This is a genomic window from Flavobacterium limnophilum, assembly GCF_027111315.2.
Taxonomy (GTDB): Bacteria; Bacteroidota; Bacteroidia; order Flavobacteriales; family Flavobacteriaceae; genus Flavobacterium; species Flavobacterium limnophilum.
The window spans coordinates 4008049-4024996 of record NZ_CP114289.2 but is presented as its reverse complement, the minus strand read 5'-3'; the positions used below and the strand labels follow the sequence as shown (position 1 = coordinate 4024996).

Sequence of the window (16948 nt, the reverse complement as noted above, 5' to 3'; positions counted from 1 at the left end):
TTATAATGACTCCAAAATCTATTATAGCATTCTGTATTCTTTTTTTTGGGTATTCAAATTTAGTTCAAGCCCAATTTGGATTTTCTCATGAAATTGGTGTCATTGCAGGCCCCGTAGCGTTTCAGTCCGATTATGGAAAAAGACATGATTTAACAACAAATGCAGGCAACACTGGCTATGGAATTGGTTTAATTCACTATCTGAATTTCTCCTATACAGCTGAATGTAATTGTTATACACCCGAAACTTATTTTAATGACCATTTCAAATTAAGAAGTGAATTATCCTACAATGTTACTGATTTAGATCATATCGGTGAATGGGTGGAAGGAAAACCCTCATTTGGGAAGGAACAATTAAAAGCTATGGACGGAAACACTGCAGTGACCAATATCGGAATGCAACTCGAATTTTTTCCTTGGAGCATTCGAAAGTTTAGCTCAACAATCGGAAGTTGGGCGCCATTCATAAGTCTTGGCGGGCAATTCAGTTTTTACAATACGGAAGCAACATCAACTATGGGAGCTTTGGGAACACCATTGACCACTTTCCCTAAATACCTAACCCCTTCAGAAGGTAGGGCTTATGGGTTTTCTACCGAAACAGGCTCTGTTTGGTCTGTGGTTTCCAGCGTGGGAACCCGATATAAACTATCTCCTTTATCTGATTTGATGGTCGATTTAAGATTGCAATATTATTTTTCTGACTGGGTGGACGGCTTGAATCCAAATCCGGACATTTACAAAGAAAACAAAGCAAACGACTATCTAGTATGGCTTAATGTGGGTTACATTTACTACCTGCAATAGTAGAAACAACTTGCACAAAATAAAAAATCCCAATGCTTCAACTAATTTCAGCATTGGGATTTTTGTTATGAGACGGAATTTCTTAAACCAGTTTTCGAATACTAAACATCACTCCAATGTGAAGTCCTTCGTGAAAATTGTTGAAATTCATGGCTCCCTCGGCACTTGTCAGGACAAAACCAGTTGAAGTGGGATATTCAGTATAGTTTTTAAAAATTCCATTGGCATAATCTTCCTTGGTTTTTTCGATGGTCGAGAACAATAGGGACTTTATTTCGTCCACTTCTGCTTGAGTGGCATCATGTTCTGGCTTGGTTCCTTTTTTATATTTTTCGATCATTTCGTCAGAAACCATCATGGGCAATCCCGACAATTTGTAAACCAACAATTGTTGTGTCACGACAACGTGGGCAATATTCCAAATTAAATTATTGCTGAATCCTTCGGGAATTTTGTTGAGTTGTTCCAAAGTGTGGTTCTCCAGAATTTTGGAAATCATGTTTCTGCTTGTGGTATTCACGTTGAGTGTTTGGTTCATGTCTTGCTATTTATTGTTTTTCAAATTTTCGATAAAAATAATCATTTTCCGTTTCAAATGGATTTTCTTTGCACAAAGAAATTGTCCTTACCATTATGAACAAAATATACTATCTCGCTTCCTGCGATACCTGTCGAAAAATAATCAAATCGTTGCCACAAAACCATAACTTGAGCTTTCACGACATCAAACAAGACCCGATTACTGTGGAAGAATTGGAAGAAATGCACCGACTTTCCGGAAGCTACGAAGCCCTTTTCAGCAAAAAAGCACAACTCTACAAATCGATGGATTTAAAGAATAAATCCTTGACCGAAGCCGATTTCAAAAAATACATTCTGGAACATTACACCTTTTTGAGTCGTCCCGTTTTTATTATTGACGGCAAAATTTACATTGGCAACAGCCAGCAAAACATGCTTCAAGTAATGAAAGCACTCTCGAATGTCTAAAAGAACGCTTGCCCTCATTGCCGCCACAATCGTTTCCATCATATACGGAATGACTTTTACGATTGCCAAAGACGTGATGCCCAATTATGTCCAGGCTTACGGATTTATCATCATGCGCGTGGGTGGTTCCGCGATTCTTTTTTGGTTGGTTTGGCTTTTTAGCAGAATTTCAAAAGACGTTCGTGACGAGAAAATTGACCGTGCCGATTATCTTCGAATCTTCTGGGCAGCCTTTTTTGGCGTGGCCTTAAACATGCTTGCCTTCTTCAAGGGATTGAGCCTTACTTCGCCTATTTCCGCATCGGTGCTTATGGTTTCCACGCCAATAATTGTACTCGTTCTTTCGGCCATAATCCTCAAGGAACGAATGCAGAAACGAATGGTTTTCGGGATTGTTTTGGGGCTAATTGGCACCGCCTTTTTGATCCTCTACGGGAAATCTTCGGGAAATGCCACTAATCCGACTTTGGGTAACTTTCTGGTTTTCATCAATGCCACTTCATACGGATTGTACTTGGTCATCGTCAAGAAATTGATGGATAAATACAACCCTTTCAATTTTGCCAAATGGATTTATTTAATAGGTTTCATAATGGTTTTACCTTTTGGCTGGAACCAATTTCAAGCCGTTGATTGGACTTCGATGCCAATGGACATTTATTGGAAAATAGGATTCGTGGTGGTTTTTTCGACCTTCGGAACCTATATGCTGAATTTGCTTTCGATGCGAGAATTGAAACCAACAACTGTCGCTGTTTTCGTCTATTTACAACCCGTTTTTGCCACCGTTTTTGCGATTAGCCTGGGAAAAGACGAGCTGACCTTGGTGAAAATCGTTTCGGCAATTTTAATATTTACGGGCGTATATTTAGTTACGCAGAAGAAAGGTTAATATTTGCAATGTCCAGCCTCCTTACCAAACTGAAAACTGCGACTGACCACTGAAAACTTTTTTCTTATCTTTGAACTCTTTTAGAAAATAATATGATACAATCAATGACTGGATTCGGCAAAGCAAGCTTGCAATTGCCAACCAAAAAAATAACGGTAGAAGTAAAATCCCTGAACAGCAAAGGTTTGGATTTAAGCGTTCGAATGCCTTCGTCTTACCGCGAAATGGAACTGGGTTTACGCAACCAAATCGCCTTGAAACTCGAAAGAGGGAAAGTAGATTTCTCGATTTTTATCGAAAGTACCGCCGAGCAAACTTCCACGAAAGTGAATGTGCCCATCGTGAAAGCCTACATCAATCAATTGCGCGAAGTGTATCCTGATGCCGATGAAACCGAATTAATGAAAATGGCCATCAGAATGCCGGACACTTTAAAAACCGAAAGAGAAGAAATCGACGGAAATGATTGGGCTGAAATCCAAAAAGTGATTTTGGAAGCCTTGGATTATATTGGAAATTTCCGAAAAGACGAAGGTGCTTCCTTGGAAAAAGAATTCCAGTTGCGCATTGGAAACATCCGTCAATACATGAACGACGCTTTGGCTCTTGATCCAGAACGTGTTCAGGCCATAAAAGACCGTTTGCAAACTGCGATTTCAGAATTAAAAGTAAATGTGGACGAAAACCGTTTTGAGCAAGAATTGATTTATTATCTCGAAAAATTAGACATCACCGAAGAAAAAGTGCGTTTGACGAATCACCTGGATTATTTCTTGGAAACCATCAACGGAACGGAAGCCAACGGTAGAAAACTGGGTTTCATCACCCAAGAAATGGGACGTGAAATCAACACTATGGGTTCGAAATCGAATCACGCACAAATGCAAAAATTAGTCGTGATGATGAAGGACGAATTGGAAAAAATCAAGGAACAGGTTTTGAATGTGTTGTAAACACAATTAATTGATGACAAAGTAGAGACGCGATTAATCGCGTCTCTACCTAAATATAATACGAATGAAAAAAGGAAAATTAATAGTGTTTTCGGCGCCATCGGGTTCAGGGAAAACCACCATCGTTAGGCATTTATTGGGAAAAGAAGACTTGAATTTGGAGTTTTCGATTTCGGCGGCAACCCGTGAAGCCCGTGGCGAAGAAGTAAACGGAAAAGATTATTACTTCATGTCTCTTGCTGATTTTAAAACCCACATCAAAAACGAAGATTTTGTGGAATGGGAAGAAGTTTACAGAGATAATTTCTACGGCACTTTAAAAAGTGAAGTCGAACGCATTTGGGCCAAAGGAAAAAACGTGATTTTTGACATTGACGTTGCTGGTGGATTGCGAATCAAACATAAATTCCCCGAAGAAACCTTGGCCGTTTTCGTGAAACCACCAAGCGTGGACGAACTCAAAAGAAGACTCAAGGAACGTTCCACCGAAAGCGAAGAAAAAATCAATATGCGCATTGCCAAAGCCCACGTAGAATTGGCGACAGCTCCGCAATTTGACGTTGTCATCAAAAATTATGATTTGGATATTGCACTGGAAGAAGCGTATCAATTGGTGAAGGATTTTGTGAAATAAGGAAAAAGTGATTAGGCAAAAGTTAAAAAACTTGCCTAATGCCTAATGCCTAATGCCTAAAAAAATGAAAATCGGTCTCTATTTCGGAACATTCAACCCCATTCATATTGGGCACATGATTGTTGCCAACCACTTTGCCGAATATTCAGGTTTGGATCAAATTTGGATGATTGTGACGCCGCACAATCCGTTAAAAAACAAACAGACTTTACTGGACGATTACCAGAGACTGCAATTGGTGTTTTTGGCCACCGAAGATTACCCAAAAATCAAGCCTTCGGATATTGAGTTCAAGTTGCCACAGCCCAATTATACCGTGAATACTTTGGCACATTTGCAGGATAAACATCCACAACACGAGTTTTCGTTGATTATGGGCGAGGACAATTTAAAATCGCTGCACAAATGGAAAAACCACGAAGTCATTTTGCAAAACCACGAGATTTATGTGTATCCGCGCATTTCTTCGGAACTCGAAAATTCGATTTACAAAAACAATCCCAAGATTCATGTTATTGATGCGCCAATTGTGGAAATTTCATCGACCTTCATTCGAGAAAACATCAAAAACAAGAAGAACGTACAGCCGCTTTTGCCTGAAAAAGTTTGGGAATACATTGACCACAACAACCTATACAAGAAATAATCACTCCAACACCTTTTTCAACTCTGCTTCAATATTTTCGAAAATTGTAGTTATGTTTTCCTTTTTTCCGGACAACAAAAAAACTTCGGTACTAGGCATTTGATTGGAATCCCACAACAATTGTAATCTGTTTTCAACCAATAAATCCCTTGCATTGATATTCCAAACTACCGCAACTCCGGTGTTTTTCGAAAGTAATTCCAGCATTTCATATTCGGACGGAATGATATAATTGGGAACCATCGACGGTCTTTTTTTATTAAAAACGTGCAACCAAAACAACTTGATGTGCGGAATTCCCGAATCGTGACTGAACCATTTTTGGTTGTTTAACCAATTTTCAATTGTCGTAAAATCTTTATTTTTGATGCCAGTTTTTAATTCCGAAGCATCAATCCCATTTGACCCGACGATGATTTGCTTGATTTCACCCAATTTTTTTTGAATGGTGTCAAAAGTGTCATATCGTTTGGTTACAATCGCAAAATCGAGTTTTTTGGAGTCAACCAATTCAAAAAGTTGGTCATTTTCATGGAATGCAAAATCGATAAATTCATACCTTGAAAGCAGCACGCTTCCCAAACTGCTCATCAGATGTTTAGAAATTCCCACCGAAATCAACCTATTGGCATTGAAGGCTTTGGCACGAAAACCATTTTCCACATTTTCCAATCGATCCAAGGCTTCAATGATTAAATTATTGAGTAACTTAGCGTATTCTGTTGGCTCCACACCTTTGGACTTTCTATTGAAAAGTTTGTACCCAACATGCGCTTCCAACATTCCTATTTGCTGACTTACGGCCGGCTGACTGATAAACAATTCTTTGGCTGCTAGAGAAAAGTTCCCGTTTTTGTAAACCGATTTAAAGGTTCTGTACCATTCGAGATTGACCATGTTATAAATATATTTATCACAAACATAATTTAAATTATTTTTACTGATAACACATTCGCCCTAAATTTGCAGAAACAAAATCAATTATGAAGAAAACAGCCTTATTTGCCATTATAGCTTTAACAGCAAGTTGTATCACCGCAACTGCACAAAAACAAAATAAAAAAATTATGAAAAAAGTATTATTTGTTGTCACCAGTCACGATAAACTGGGCAACACGGGAGAAAAAACAGGATTTTGGACAGAAGAATTAGCGGCACCTTATTATGCATTGGCAGATGAAGGAGTGCAAATTGACATCGCCACGCCACTAGGAGGACAACCTCCAATTGACCCAAAAAGTGCCGATCCATCATCAGCGACGGAAGACACCAAGAGATTTGATGCGGATACCGTTTTATTGGAAAAACTAAAAAACACCAAAAAATTATCCGAAGTGAATCAAGCTGATTACGATGCCGTTTTTTATCCAGGAGGACACGGACCACTTTGGGATTTGGCCGAAGACGCCAATTCAGCAAAACTTATTGAATCATTTTACACACACAAAAAACCAATTGCTTTCGTATGTCACGCTCCTGGAGTTCTTAAAAACGTAAAAATTAATGGCGAATATTTAGTGAAAGGAAAAAAAGTTACTGGCTTTGCCAATACCGAAGAAGAAGCGGTTGGCTTGACCAAAATTGTTCCTTTTCTATTGGAAGATGTTTTGCAACAAAACGGAGCTATTTTCAGCAAAACAGACGATTGGCATCCGTATGCAGTTGAAGATGGCTTGTTAATTACGGGACAAAATCCGGCTTCGTCTAAACTGGTAGCCGAAAAATTATTACTACAATTAAACGCTAAAAAATAAACGATGCTTAATTTCGAATTATACAATCCCACGAATCTGGTATTTGGCAAAGGCCAGATAGAAAAATTATCGGTTTTGGTTCCATTCGGTTCCAAAATCCTGCTGGCTTACGGAGGCGGAAGCATCTTCAAAAACGGAATTTACGTTCAAGTAAAAACCGCATTGTCGGGTTTTGAAATCGTTGAATTTGGTGGCATTGAACCCAATCCGCATTTTGAAACCTTGATGAAAGCCGTTGCTGTAATCAAAGAGCAAAACATCGATTTTATCCTTGCCGTTGGTGGAGGAAGCGTGATTGATGGCGTGAAATTTCTTTCGGCAGCCGTTCATTATGACGGAGATCCAATCGAAATTCTGCAAAAACGCATTTTGTTTAAAGATGTCTCGAAAGTTGTTCCTTTTGGAAGTGTTTTGACCTTGCCTGCCACAGGTTCCGAAATGAATTCGGGTGCCGTGGTAACCATTGCGGCAACACAAGAAAAATTGACACTTGGCGGAAGCGCCCTGTTTCCAAAATTTTCGATTTGTGATCCAAGCGTGATTGCTTCCTTGCCAAAAAGACAATTGCAAAATGGCGTTGTCGATGCTTACACCCACGTTTTGGAACAATATTTAACCTATCCTCACGATGGTTACCTTCAAGATCGAATTGCCGAAAGCATCCTGCAAACCTTGATTCAAGTGGGACCAAACGTGGTCGAAAACCCAACGGATTATGCCTTGGCTTCCAATTTCATGTGGAGCTGCACAATGGCCTTGAACGGATTGATCCAAAAAGGAGTTCCTTCGGATTGGGCAACGCACATGATTGGACACGAATTGACCGCACTATATGGAATCGACCACGCCCGAACCTTGGCCATCATTGGACCTAACTTGTACCGAGTAATGTTCGAAACCAAAAAGGGAAAATTGGCACAATACGGAAAACGCATTTTTAATTTAACCGGAACAGAAGATGAAATTGCCCTTGAAGCCATCAACAAAACTGTTGAATTCTTTCACACAATGGGAATGCAAACCAAGTTGTCCGAATGTGCAAAAGACTTCGAAAAAACTGCTGATTTCATTGTCAACCGTTTTGAAGAAAGAGGTTGGATCGCAATGGGAGAAAAACAAAATATTACTTTGGAGAAAGTAAAATCAATTGTAGAAATGAGTTATTAGCAAATAAAAAAGGCGTTCCTAAACTCCTTTAAGACCGCCTTTCTCAAAATACTAAAACAAAACTAACTAATTCAATCCTCCTGAAATTTGTAAAAAACAAATTGTCAGTATGTTACAACGATAAAACCAAATATATATTGCGTTAAAACAAATAGTTTTTTAATTTTTTTTTAATCTCCTTTTTTTGGTGATTTCAAAATCCATTTTGGACACTTATTTATTGCTTTATTAGTATATTTTTAAGTACTTTTGATTTTGAAAAGTAATAAAAAAATGACCAAAAATCTAAAATTTGCAGTAATTGGAGGCGGAAGTTGGGCAACAGCGATTGCCAAAATGCTATGTGTGAATCTGAAAGAAATTGCTTGGTATATGCGAAATGAAGATGCCATTGAACACATAAAACTCCACCATCACAATCCCAATTATCTGAGTTCCGTTGAATTTGACATAAAAAAACTAAAACTTACCAGCGACATTAATGAAGCGGTGGCTTATGCCGATTACATCATTTTTGCCATTCCTTCGGCTTTCTTGAATGGAGAACTGGAAAAATTAACCGAAAGTTTGGAAGGCAAAGTCATTTTCTCGGCCATCAAAGGAATCGTTCCCGAAACGAGTTTGATTGTTGGCGAACATTTTAACAAAACCTACAACATCCCTTTCGAAAATATTGGCGTAATTACCGGTCCTTGCCACGCCGAAGAAGTAGCCTTGGAACGTTTGTCCTATTTAACCATTGCTTGTGGCGATGCCGGAAAAGCCAAAATAGTGGCCAAATGTTTGTCCAGTAATTACATCAAAACCAAAATTTCAGACGATATTATTGGCACCGAATATGCCGCAATGCTCAAGAATATTTATGCCATTGCAGCTGGAATCGCCCACGGATTGGGCTATGGCGACAATTTTCAATCGGTGTTGATGAGCAACGGCATTCGAGAGATGAAAAAATTCATCAAGAAAGTGCACAAAATGAAGCGAAACATCAATGATTCGGCCTATTTGGGAGATTTATTGGTAACGGGTTATTCTATTTTTTCCAGAAACAGGATGTTCGGAAACATGATTGGAAAAGGATACACGGTAAAATCAGCCCAAATGGAAATGAGTATGGTTGCAGAAGGCTATTATGCCGCCAAAAGTGCTTACAATCTCAACCAAGAATACAAGGCGAGCACTCCAATAATAGATGCCGTTTACAGCGTTTTATACGAAGGTAAATCAGCTAAAAAGGTTTTTGAAAAACTGACGGAGAAGTTGGATTAAGCCTAAATCATAAAACCAAAAGGGCTGCTTTTTCCGTTGAAAAAGCAGCCCTTTTTTATTTCTATATTCTTCAAATCTACCTCACAATAACTCCATCTACAAACAAAAGAGGCACTTCTTCCACATAATCCGGCGTGATGGAATTGGCCTTGAAAATGAATTTTCGGTCGTATAGCGTGTTACCGATAAAGAAAGTAACCATAAACTCGTTGTTGAGTACCAAAACACTTTTTTCGACCATTTCGACTTTTACGAAAGTAACCGCCGGCACTTCCATAAAAGCGTGACGCAAAAGCGATGTTTTCTTCATTTCGCCATCAATGGTTCCAAAAGCTTTGGAAACAACCATTACGCTGTCGAGATTGAAATCGCTGTCGTTTACTAGATAGATGTACCAGACTTTTTCCATAAAATCGTCGCTCCATTCCTGGACTGCGGCGAGGAAAACGTTTTCAACTTCGGGGATGATGATGTCTTTTTTCATTTGAGATAATGGATTGATAGACGGATAAATGATAGACTAATAAAAAATCTCTTGTCTATTCGTCTATCATCTTTTATCTTTTTAAATACTTGCTTTGAATTGCTCCAAGAAACGAACGTCATTTTCGTAGAACATTCGAATATCGCCAATTTGATACAACAACATCGCGATTCTTTCGATTCCCATTCCAAAGGCAAAACCAGTGTATTCTTCCGGATTGATGTTACAATTTTTCAAAACATTTGGATCGACCATTCCGCAACCGCCAATTTCCAACCAACCGGTTCCTTTGGTAATTCTATAATCGGTTTCGGTTTTTAAACCCCAGTAAATGTCAATTTCGGCGCTTGGTTCCGTGAAAGGAAAATAAGAAGGACGAAGACGAATTTTCGATTTTCCGAACATTTCTTTGGTGAAATATAAAAGCGTTTGCTTCAAATCGGCAAAGGAAACATCCTTGTCAATGTACAATCCTTCCACTTGGTGGAAAATACAGTGTGAACGCGATGAAACGGCTTCGTTACGGAAAACTCTTCCCGGAGAAATCGTTCTGATAGGCGGTTTGTTGTTTTCCATATAACGCACTTGAACAGATGAAGTGTGGGTACGCAACAAAATATCGGGATTAGTTTGGATGAAAAAAGTATCTTGCATATCTCGTGCCGGATGGTATTCTGGCAAGTTCAATGCGGTGAAATTATGCCAATCGTCTTCAATTTCCGGTCCTTCGGAAACATTGAAACCAACGTTGGAAAAGATGTCGATAATTTGGTTTTTTACCAAAGATATTGGATGACGAGAACCAATGATTACCGGTTCGGCCGAGCGAGTCAAATCACCATAAAATCCTTTAGATTCCTCTTTGCTTTCCAAAGATTCCTGAATGGATTTTACTTTTTCTTCTGCTGAAGATTTCAGCAAATTGATTACTTGTCCAAATTCCTTTTTTTGGTCGTTTGGCACGTTCTTGAATTCTGCAAAAAACTCTTTCAAAAGCCCTTTGCTTCCCAGAAATTTGATTCTAAATGCTTCTAGTTCTTCCTTGTTTTGTGTTGAAAAAGCCTGTGCTTCGCCAATATATTCTTTTATCTTGTCTATCATTTTCATCCAATAATTGAGAGTGCAAATTTAAGTAAAAGTTGGAAGTTAGAAGTTAGAAGTTGGAAGTTTTTCTAAAATTCTTGACTGATTACTGCAACTGAACACTGAATACTAATCGATAAGTTCTTTTTCGATAAAATAATTCACGATGGCTTCTTTCATCAAAACCGATTGTTCCCCAGCTTTTAGTGGCGGCAATTCCTCTTTTACCTTGTAATGTGGCCAACCGTCTTCGTCGAAAAATTCGAATTCATAAAACCCATAAGGCTCCAATAATCGACAAATGGCGATGTGCATCAGGTTGAGTTTTTCGTCTTTTTCGTAAGTTCTATGGACTTTTCCCAGTTCTTGAACGCCAATCAAATAAATTATGGCATCCAAGTCAAGGTCTTCACCTTGCGAAAATTGGTTGGAAAGTATGTTGACCAGCTGTTCCCAGCGTTCTTTAAGTTGTATATCTCTTGACATTTGTTTTTAGATTGCAGATTTTAGATTGCAGATTTTTTAAATCTTAACTCCAAAATTATTTGGGCAAAGATACCAACATAATTCTTTTATCTTTGCTCTTTATTCTTTTCTCTTTTTACTATGGGTTTTTTAGATATTGTTTTGGGCGGTTTGCTTGTTTATGGTTTGTACAAAGGCATTAGAAATGGCCTTTTTGTGGAAGTGGCTTCGCTAATTTCCTTGCTGTTGGGCATTTATTTTGCGGTAAAATTTTCGATATTGATGGCCGAAATCATTTCCGGTTTTGTGCATTGGAACCCGAAAACAATCCAGATAACTGCCTTTATATTGACCTTTCTTTTGATTGTGATTGGAATATCATTATTGGCAAAATTCCTGACTGGAATAGCCGATTTTGCACAACTAGGTTGGATAAATAAACTTGGCGGAGGTTTCTTTCGCGTTTTGAAAACAATCTTGATTGTGAGTATCTTTCTAAACCTTTTTGAAAAAATAAATTTCAACAATACGTTTGCCAAAAAAGAAACCTTGGACAAATCGACATTTTATCGTCCCATCCAAAAAACGGCGGGATTTATTTATCCTTCGGTTGAAAAATGGTATGATGGTTTAAAAAAGAAGTAGTCAGTATTTAGTCTCCTTGTCTTTCAAAACTTTATTACTGTTACGGATTAAAAAGTCTAAACTTTCGGTTTTTCACTGATTTTGAAGATGCCAAAAGCAACTTTAGATTAAACCTAAAACTCAGTATAGCGTAAAGTATGTTAGTCAAAAAAAAATCTATGATTAAGAATGTAATTTGCACTAATTATCGGAACAATAAAAGATAAAAATATCAATAATAAAGTAAAGAATAAATCAATAAAATCACTCTTATGTATTGACATATCTAACTTTGTAGCTATTGCATAGAATTTTCGTTTATTGATTAATTCACATAATTGGTTAATAATTTGAAGAAAAATAATAAATGTAAAAGGAATATAATACACACTTGTTTGCACAGTAATTCCCAAAATGTAAAAATCTAAGCAGGTTCCAATTAAAAAAAACAAAATTGATAACAGAATTGAAATAATTATATTTTCCTTTTTAAGTAACTTATTGTAAAACCTATCACTATCATCAAATCTTCCCCACAATGAAAACATTACGAATAGAGAAGAAATAATAGATGCAATAAATTGATATTGATTCATTTTCGTTTTTTATATATAGCACAAAATAGTTTGAAGAGATACTGAATTGCAACTAAAACTATAAACTACTTCACTTCCTTAATCGCAGTTTTCTCGATCCATCCTTCAGTTCCGTCGGTCAATTGAATTTTTCTCCAATTTTCCAAGGATTCCAAGACAAAAACTTTGGTTCCTTCGTGCAGTGTAAAAACGGTATTGCCGGCTTTTTGTGGTTCGCTTTTTACCAAAACCATTTCGGCAAAAACGATGGCCGGTTTTTCATTTTCGAAATCATTTTTCTCTGAAATTGCAACTGATACACTAATCAAAAGCAGAAAAATCAAGGCAAACATTCCGAAGAAAAATATTCTTTTGGACAAGGTGATTTGGGAAAAATAATACCCTATAAAAAACACTAAAAACAGCGTTGACAATCCAACCGAAATCCAGGCCCAAGTGTTGTAGTGAAAGATTGAAGTAAAGTCGTGAACCATCTTTGAAAATCCAACCGCAGGAATGTCTTTTATCTCGTCGATTTGCATCTTGTGCGCAAATTTCAGGTTATTTGTTATTTCAGCATCGTTTGGATTGAGTACCAATGCTTTTTCGTAATTGTAAATGGCTGGAGCTACTTTATTCAATTTATAATAGCAATTTCCGAGATTGAAATATAACTCCGCCGAATGTTGCTGGCTTTCCAAAACACTTTCGTATTCCTTGATTGCTTGCTCGTATTTTCCTTTTCGGTAAAAGTCATTTCCCCTTTCAAAGCCGTCTTGGGCAAAGAAAAACTGGGTTGTGAGTAGCAGTATAAAAATTATCTTTTTCATTATTTATGTTTTTGCCGCAAAGACGCCAAGTCGCAAAGGTTTTTATTTTCCATTGGCATTCTTTGTGGCTTAGTGTCTTTGTGGCGAATTATATCTGTTTTTCCAAATCCGAAATTATCATTACCGCTTTATCAAAATCCTTTTGAATATCAGCACTTGATGATTGAGCAAACCTTGCCAATTCACAATTTTCCGTCAGGTTGATGAAATCAATTATGGTTTGGGCATTTGCATTTTTTGATGCCAACAACTGCTGGATGTTGCTTTTGCTCATATCCGATGTTTCTATATGCAATTTGGCTTTCAAGAAATTGTGCATCGCTTTTTCCAAAGCCACATAAAAAGCTTCTTTGTTGTTGATTTGTTTTTTGGCTTCCGATAAATATTTTTTGGCCAATCGGTTGTTCATTTTTATCCTGTTTCCAAAAACATCACTGTCGATGGCGTCTTTTTTCTTTTTGAACAACACAATCAACGGCAGGATTAAAAACGGCAAAAACAACAAACCATAAAACAAATTCGACCCCAAGAAATCATCTTTTTTCATTGAAAAAAGATTGCCTTTCAGCTTGATATATTTGAATTGTTCGCTGCTGGAAATGGTGTTTTTGGCAACGCCGGGTGTCGTGGCCGCCACTTGGTCATTGGCCGAAGGACCATCCAAAACATTGATTATTATTTCCGGGGAAGTTATCGTTTTGTATTTTCCCGACCCCAAATCAAAATACGAAAACTGCATTGGTTTGATTGGATAATTCCCTTTAAATTGTGGAATAATGGTGTACTTGTCCGATATTTTCCCAGACATACCCGACAAAGAAGTATTTACTTTTTCGTCATGGACAGGATCATACATTTCCAATGAATTGGGAACTACGGGTTTTGGTAAATTAAACAATTTCATGTTTCCGCTTCCGGTCACGCTAACCAATAATTCCAGGCTTTCACCATTTTTTAAATTGGTTTTTGAAGGTGTTACCCTAAAATCAAATTTACCCACGGCACCCGAAAAATCGGCTGGTTTTCCTACCTCGGGAAGTGCTTTTACTGAAATAGTTTTGGCTCCGGCCGAAACCCTTTTATTGCCATTGGTAACCAACACCCTTCCAAACATGTCCCTGCGATTGGTAGGCAATTGCACATCGATATCCAATGACAGGGGCTCGATAACCAATTTGCCTGATTTTTGCGGATACAAAACCGTTTTTCTCAACACTACAAAACGGTATTTTTCGCCTTTAAACATTCCTTCTTCTCCAACCAATTGTTTGATGTCAATGTTCTGACTCCAGAAATCATTGTATTTTGGTTTGTCCAATTCCCTCCAATTCGTGATTCCAATGTTATAACTGAAATACAATTTGTAAACCACGGTAATCGGTTCGTTGATGTAGGGATTTGTTTTCGAAATGTCGGCAACCAAATAGAGGTTGTCGTCGGCAGAAATTTGGGTGTCGTTCGGGTCTCTCGCCTCTTGCACGGCATTGGTCACATTGATTCTTATTGGCGATGTTTTATAAATTTGACCGTTGTATTCAATGGTGGCTTGCTTGATAATTAAGTTCCCTTTTTGGTTTGGCAAAAGATAATACGAATAGACTTTTTCGAAAGAACTTTTCCCGTTTACCCATGACTGGCTCACTTGCTGGCTTGGCCCTGCAATAACCCTAAACCCTTCAAAAGACGGCTGGTTAAAGTTGTCACCATCCATGTTCATTACAAAATCGATGCGAAGTCTTTCGTTGAGTCCAAGCGTGGTTTTGCTCACTTTAGCCTCAAATTGCACTTGAGCCAAAAGGGAGTTGCAAGCTGTTAAAACTATCGCTACTATAAATTTTTTCATTGTCTTCCTCACCCCAACCCTCTCCAAAGGAGAGGGAGTCGAAACTGGGTTATTTAATGTTATTATTTCAAATTATTGCTACCAATCCTTTTCTGTTTGTACTGGTTTTCCTTTTGCTTTTTGGGCATTCACCTTGTCTTGAATCTTCTTTTCTTCATTGTTTACGGCATCCAAAAGATTTTCCAATCGTTGTTTCGAAATTCCACCCGGCATTGGTTTGGGTTGTCCTTGTTCGCCGGGTTTATTGTCGTTTTTCCCTTTGTCGTCCGGTTTTGGCTTACCCTGGTCGTCTTTCTTCTTGTCTCCGTCTTTCTTGTCCTTATCTTTGTCTTTTCCGTCTTTTTTATCGTCTTTCTTGTCTTTGTCGTCCTTTTTCTTGTCGTCTTTGTTCTTATCTTTTTTATCGTCACCTTTGGGTGGATTTTCTTTTAGTTTTTGCTTCGCCAATGCATAATTATAACGGGTTTCTTCGTCCGAAGGATTGTTGCGCAACGCATTTTTATAGGCTTCAACGGCAGCGGAATAATTTTTTTCCTTCATGAAAACATTACCCAAATTGTGATATACTTTATGCATTTGAGGTCTCGACTTTGTAATTTTCAACGCTTTTGCATAGGCAAATTTTGCTTCCGCAATTTGATTTTGTCTATAAATGGCATTCCCCAAATTATAAGGCGGGGCCGTTCTTTTTGAAAACTTGGAATTCGAAATCCTGTAATTGGCTTCCGCCTCAGCGAACTTCTTTTCGGAATATTCTTCGTTGGCTTTTGGCAATGTTTTGTCCTTCTCCTGCGCCGACGCTGCAAAAGAAAGCATTAATAGCATATATAAAATAAAATTTTTCATTATTTTTTTTCGTTAAATAAATTCAACTTTTCGACCCATTTTGTTTTTCTTTCCAATAAGAAAACGTCCAAAAACAATAAGGCAAAAGCAAAACCCAAGAACCACTGAAATTGCGATTGAAAATCGGCCATTTGTGTCGATTCGAATTCGGTTTTCTGAATATTATCGAGTGCATTTTTCACGTAATCCAAAACTGCCTTTGTATTGTTTCCGTCAACATACCCGCCTTTTGTGGCTTTGGCAATTGTTGTCAATCCCTCTTTGTTTAATTTCGTGATTACGACTTGGTTATTGGCGTCTCTTTTAAAACTTTCGACAACGCCGTTTACTCTCAAAGGAATTGCGCTTCCTTTTTCGGTTCCAACACCAATGGTGATAATTTTCATTCCCAGTTTATTGGCTTCTTCAGCCGCTCCTTCTGCTCCTTCGGAATGATCTTCACCATCGGAAATCATGATTAATAATTTGCTGGTTTTGCTTTTTTCGTCAAAATAGGTCGCCGACAATTTGATGGCTTCGTCCAATGAAGTTCCTTGGGAAGAAACAATATCGGTGTTTATGCTTTGCAAAAACATTTTGGCCACGCTATAATCGGTCGTTATTGGCAACACGGGAAAGGCACTTCCTGCATAGGCCACGATTCCTATTCTGTCGCTGCCCAATTGATTGATGATTTGCGAAACGATTTGCTTGCTTTTTTCCAATCGGCTTGGTGCCACGTCTTCGGCGAGCATACTTTTGGAAACGTCCATCGCAAAAACGATGTCGATTCCTTCTCTTTTCACGGTTTCCATCTTGGTTCCAATTTTTGGATTTACCAATCCTAAAATAATTCCAACCAATGCCAAAAGCAGTACAACCAATTTCAAAATGGGTTTAAAAACAGATTTTTCAGGGCTTAGTTTTTTAACCAAATCCAAGTCTCCAAATTCGCGTTGTTTTTTTCTTTTCCAATATTGATTGTATAGAAAAAGCAGCACCAAAACGGGTACTATAAAAAGAAGGTATAAATATTTTGACTCGTCTAATTCCATGTTATTTTTTTTTGTCGCAGTTTTCAGTCTCAGTTTCCAGTGCACAACTG

19 protein-coding genes are annotated in these 16948 nt (G+C 37.9%); 10 read left to right on the top strand and 9 right to left on the bottom strand.

From position 1 onward, the window contains the following. The first annotated feature begins 5 nt into the window (after positions 1 to 5). Entirely contained in the window at positions 6 to 809 is an 804-nt protein-coding gene (locus tag OZP13_RS16715) for a THC0290_0291 family protein (RefSeq protein WP_281297924.1), read from the top strand. A gap of 82 nt (positions 810 to 891) precedes the next feature. On the opposite strand, the gene OZP13_RS16710 is transcribed toward OZP13_RS16715, so the two are convergent. Beyond that, a complete protein-coding gene (locus tag OZP13_RS16710; protein ID WP_281297923.1) occupies positions 892 to 1347 on the bottom strand; it encodes a DinB family protein in 456 nt (151 codons plus the stop codon). Between the two features lie 95 nt (positions 1348 to 1442). On the opposite strand from OZP13_RS16710, the gene OZP13_RS16705 reads away from it, so the two are divergent. From OZP13_RS16705 to nadD, 5 genes are all read left to right on the top strand, one after another. Further along, entirely contained in the window at positions 1443 to 1799 is a 357-nt protein-coding gene (locus OZP13_RS16705; protein ID WP_281297922.1) for an arsenate reductase family protein, read from the top strand. After that, on the top strand, positions 1792 to 2691 hold the full coding sequence (locus OZP13_RS16700; protein WP_281297921.1) for a DMT family transporter: 900 nt from the start codon (positions 1792 to 1794) through the stop codon (positions 2689 to 2691). Before OZP13_RS16705 ends, OZP13_RS16700 begins: the two co-directional genes overlap by 8 nt. A gap of 92 nt (positions 2692 to 2783) precedes the next feature. Next, entirely contained in the window at positions 2784 to 3644 is an 861-nt protein-coding gene (locus tag OZP13_RS16695; RefSeq protein ID WP_281297920.1) for a YicC/YloC family endoribonuclease, read from the top strand. Between the two features lie 64 nt (positions 3645 to 3708). Beyond that, on the top strand, positions 3709 to 4278 hold the full coding sequence (gene gmk, locus OZP13_RS16690) for a guanylate kinase (protein WP_281297919.1): 570 nt from the start codon (positions 3709 to 3711) through the stop codon (positions 4276 to 4278). Positions 4279 to 4342: 64 nt separating this feature from the next. Further along, a complete protein-coding gene (gene nadD, locus OZP13_RS16685; RefSeq protein WP_281297918.1) occupies positions 4343 to 4924 on the top strand; it encodes a nicotinate (nicotinamide) nucleotide adenylyltransferase in 582 nt (193 codons plus the stop codon). Here nadD and OZP13_RS16680 read toward each other — a convergent pair whose 3' ends face one another. Beyond that, entirely contained in the window at positions 4925 to 5821 is an 897-nt protein-coding gene (locus tag OZP13_RS16680; protein ID WP_281297917.1) for a LysR family transcriptional regulator, read from the bottom strand. It lies immediately after the preceding gene. An 86-nt stretch (positions 5822 to 5907) separates the two neighbouring features. On the opposite strand from OZP13_RS16680, the gene OZP13_RS16675 reads away from it, so the two are divergent. From OZP13_RS16675 to OZP13_RS16665, 3 genes are all read left to right on the top strand, one after another. Continuing rightward, positions 5908 to 6678: a type 1 glutamine amidotransferase domain-containing protein gene (locus tag OZP13_RS16675; RefSeq protein ID WP_281297916.1), complete on the top strand. Its 771-nt coding sequence runs from the start codon at positions 5908 to 5910 to the stop codon at positions 6676 to 6678. Positions 6679 to 6681: 3 nt separating this feature from the next. Further along, the gene (locus OZP13_RS16670; protein WP_281297915.1) at positions 6682 to 7845 is read left to right on the top strand and encodes an iron-containing alcohol dehydrogenase; all 1164 of its coding nucleotides are present in this window, start codon (positions 6682 to 6684) and stop codon (positions 7843 to 7845) included. 273 nt (positions 7846 to 8118) lie between these two features. Then, on the top strand, positions 8119 to 9114 hold the full coding sequence (locus OZP13_RS16665; protein WP_281297914.1) for an NAD(P)H-dependent glycerol-3-phosphate dehydrogenase: 996 nt from the start codon (positions 8119 to 8121) through the stop codon (positions 9112 to 9114). A gap of 76 nt (positions 9115 to 9190) precedes the next feature. Here the strand turns inward: OZP13_RS16665 and OZP13_RS16660 are convergent, their stop codons facing one another. The 3 genes from OZP13_RS16660 to OZP13_RS16650 all read right to left on the bottom strand — a co-directional run bounded on the left by OZP13_RS16660 (position 9191) and on the right by OZP13_RS16650 (position 11167). Then, entirely contained in the window at positions 9191 to 9598 is a 408-nt protein-coding gene (locus OZP13_RS16660) for a hypothetical protein (protein ID WP_269241261.1), read from the bottom strand. A gap of 81 nt (positions 9599 to 9679) precedes the next feature. Beyond that, on the bottom strand, positions 9680 to 10699 hold the full coding sequence (locus tag OZP13_RS16655; protein ID WP_281297913.1) for a phenylalanine--tRNA ligase subunit alpha: 1020 nt from the start codon (positions 10697 to 10699) through the stop codon (positions 9680 to 9682). A gap of 111 nt (positions 10700 to 10810) precedes the next feature. Then, positions 10811 to 11167 carry a hypothetical protein gene (locus OZP13_RS16650; protein WP_269241259.1) on the bottom strand — a complete coding sequence of 119 codons (357 nt, stop codon included), beginning with the start codon at positions 11165 to 11167 and terminating at the stop codon, positions 10811 to 10813. A 120-nt stretch (positions 11168 to 11287) separates the two neighbouring features. On the opposite strand from OZP13_RS16650, the gene OZP13_RS16645 reads away from it, so the two are divergent. Then, positions 11288 to 11791, top strand: coding sequence for a CvpA family protein (locus OZP13_RS16645; protein ID WP_269241258.1), 504 nt, complete (start codon positions 11288 to 11290; stop codon positions 11789 to 11791). 640 nt (positions 11792 to 12431) lie between these two features. Here the strand turns inward: OZP13_RS16645 and OZP13_RS16640 are convergent. The 4 genes from OZP13_RS16640 to OZP13_RS16625 form a co-directional block, all read right to left on the bottom strand. Continuing rightward, entirely contained in the window at positions 12432 to 13175 is a 744-nt protein-coding gene (locus OZP13_RS16640; RefSeq protein ID WP_281297912.1) for a tetratricopeptide repeat protein, read from the bottom strand. 88 nt (positions 13176 to 13263) lie between these two features. Then, complete coding sequence (locus OZP13_RS16635) at positions 13264 to 15018, bottom strand: BatD family protein (RefSeq protein WP_281297911.1); 1755 nt, start codon at positions 15016 to 15018, stop codon at positions 13264 to 13266. Between the two features lie 78 nt (positions 15019 to 15096). Next, a complete protein-coding gene (locus tag OZP13_RS16630) occupies positions 15097 to 15864 on the bottom strand; it encodes a tetratricopeptide repeat protein (protein ID WP_281297910.1) in 768 nt (255 codons plus the stop codon). Beyond that, positions 15864 to 16898: a VWA domain-containing protein gene (locus OZP13_RS16625; protein ID WP_281297909.1), complete on the bottom strand. Its 1035-nt coding sequence runs from the start codon at positions 16896 to 16898 to the stop codon at positions 15864 to 15866. The genes OZP13_RS16630 and OZP13_RS16625 overlap by 1 nt, the downstream gene beginning before the upstream one ends. Positions 16899 to 16948: the final 50 nt, after the last annotated feature.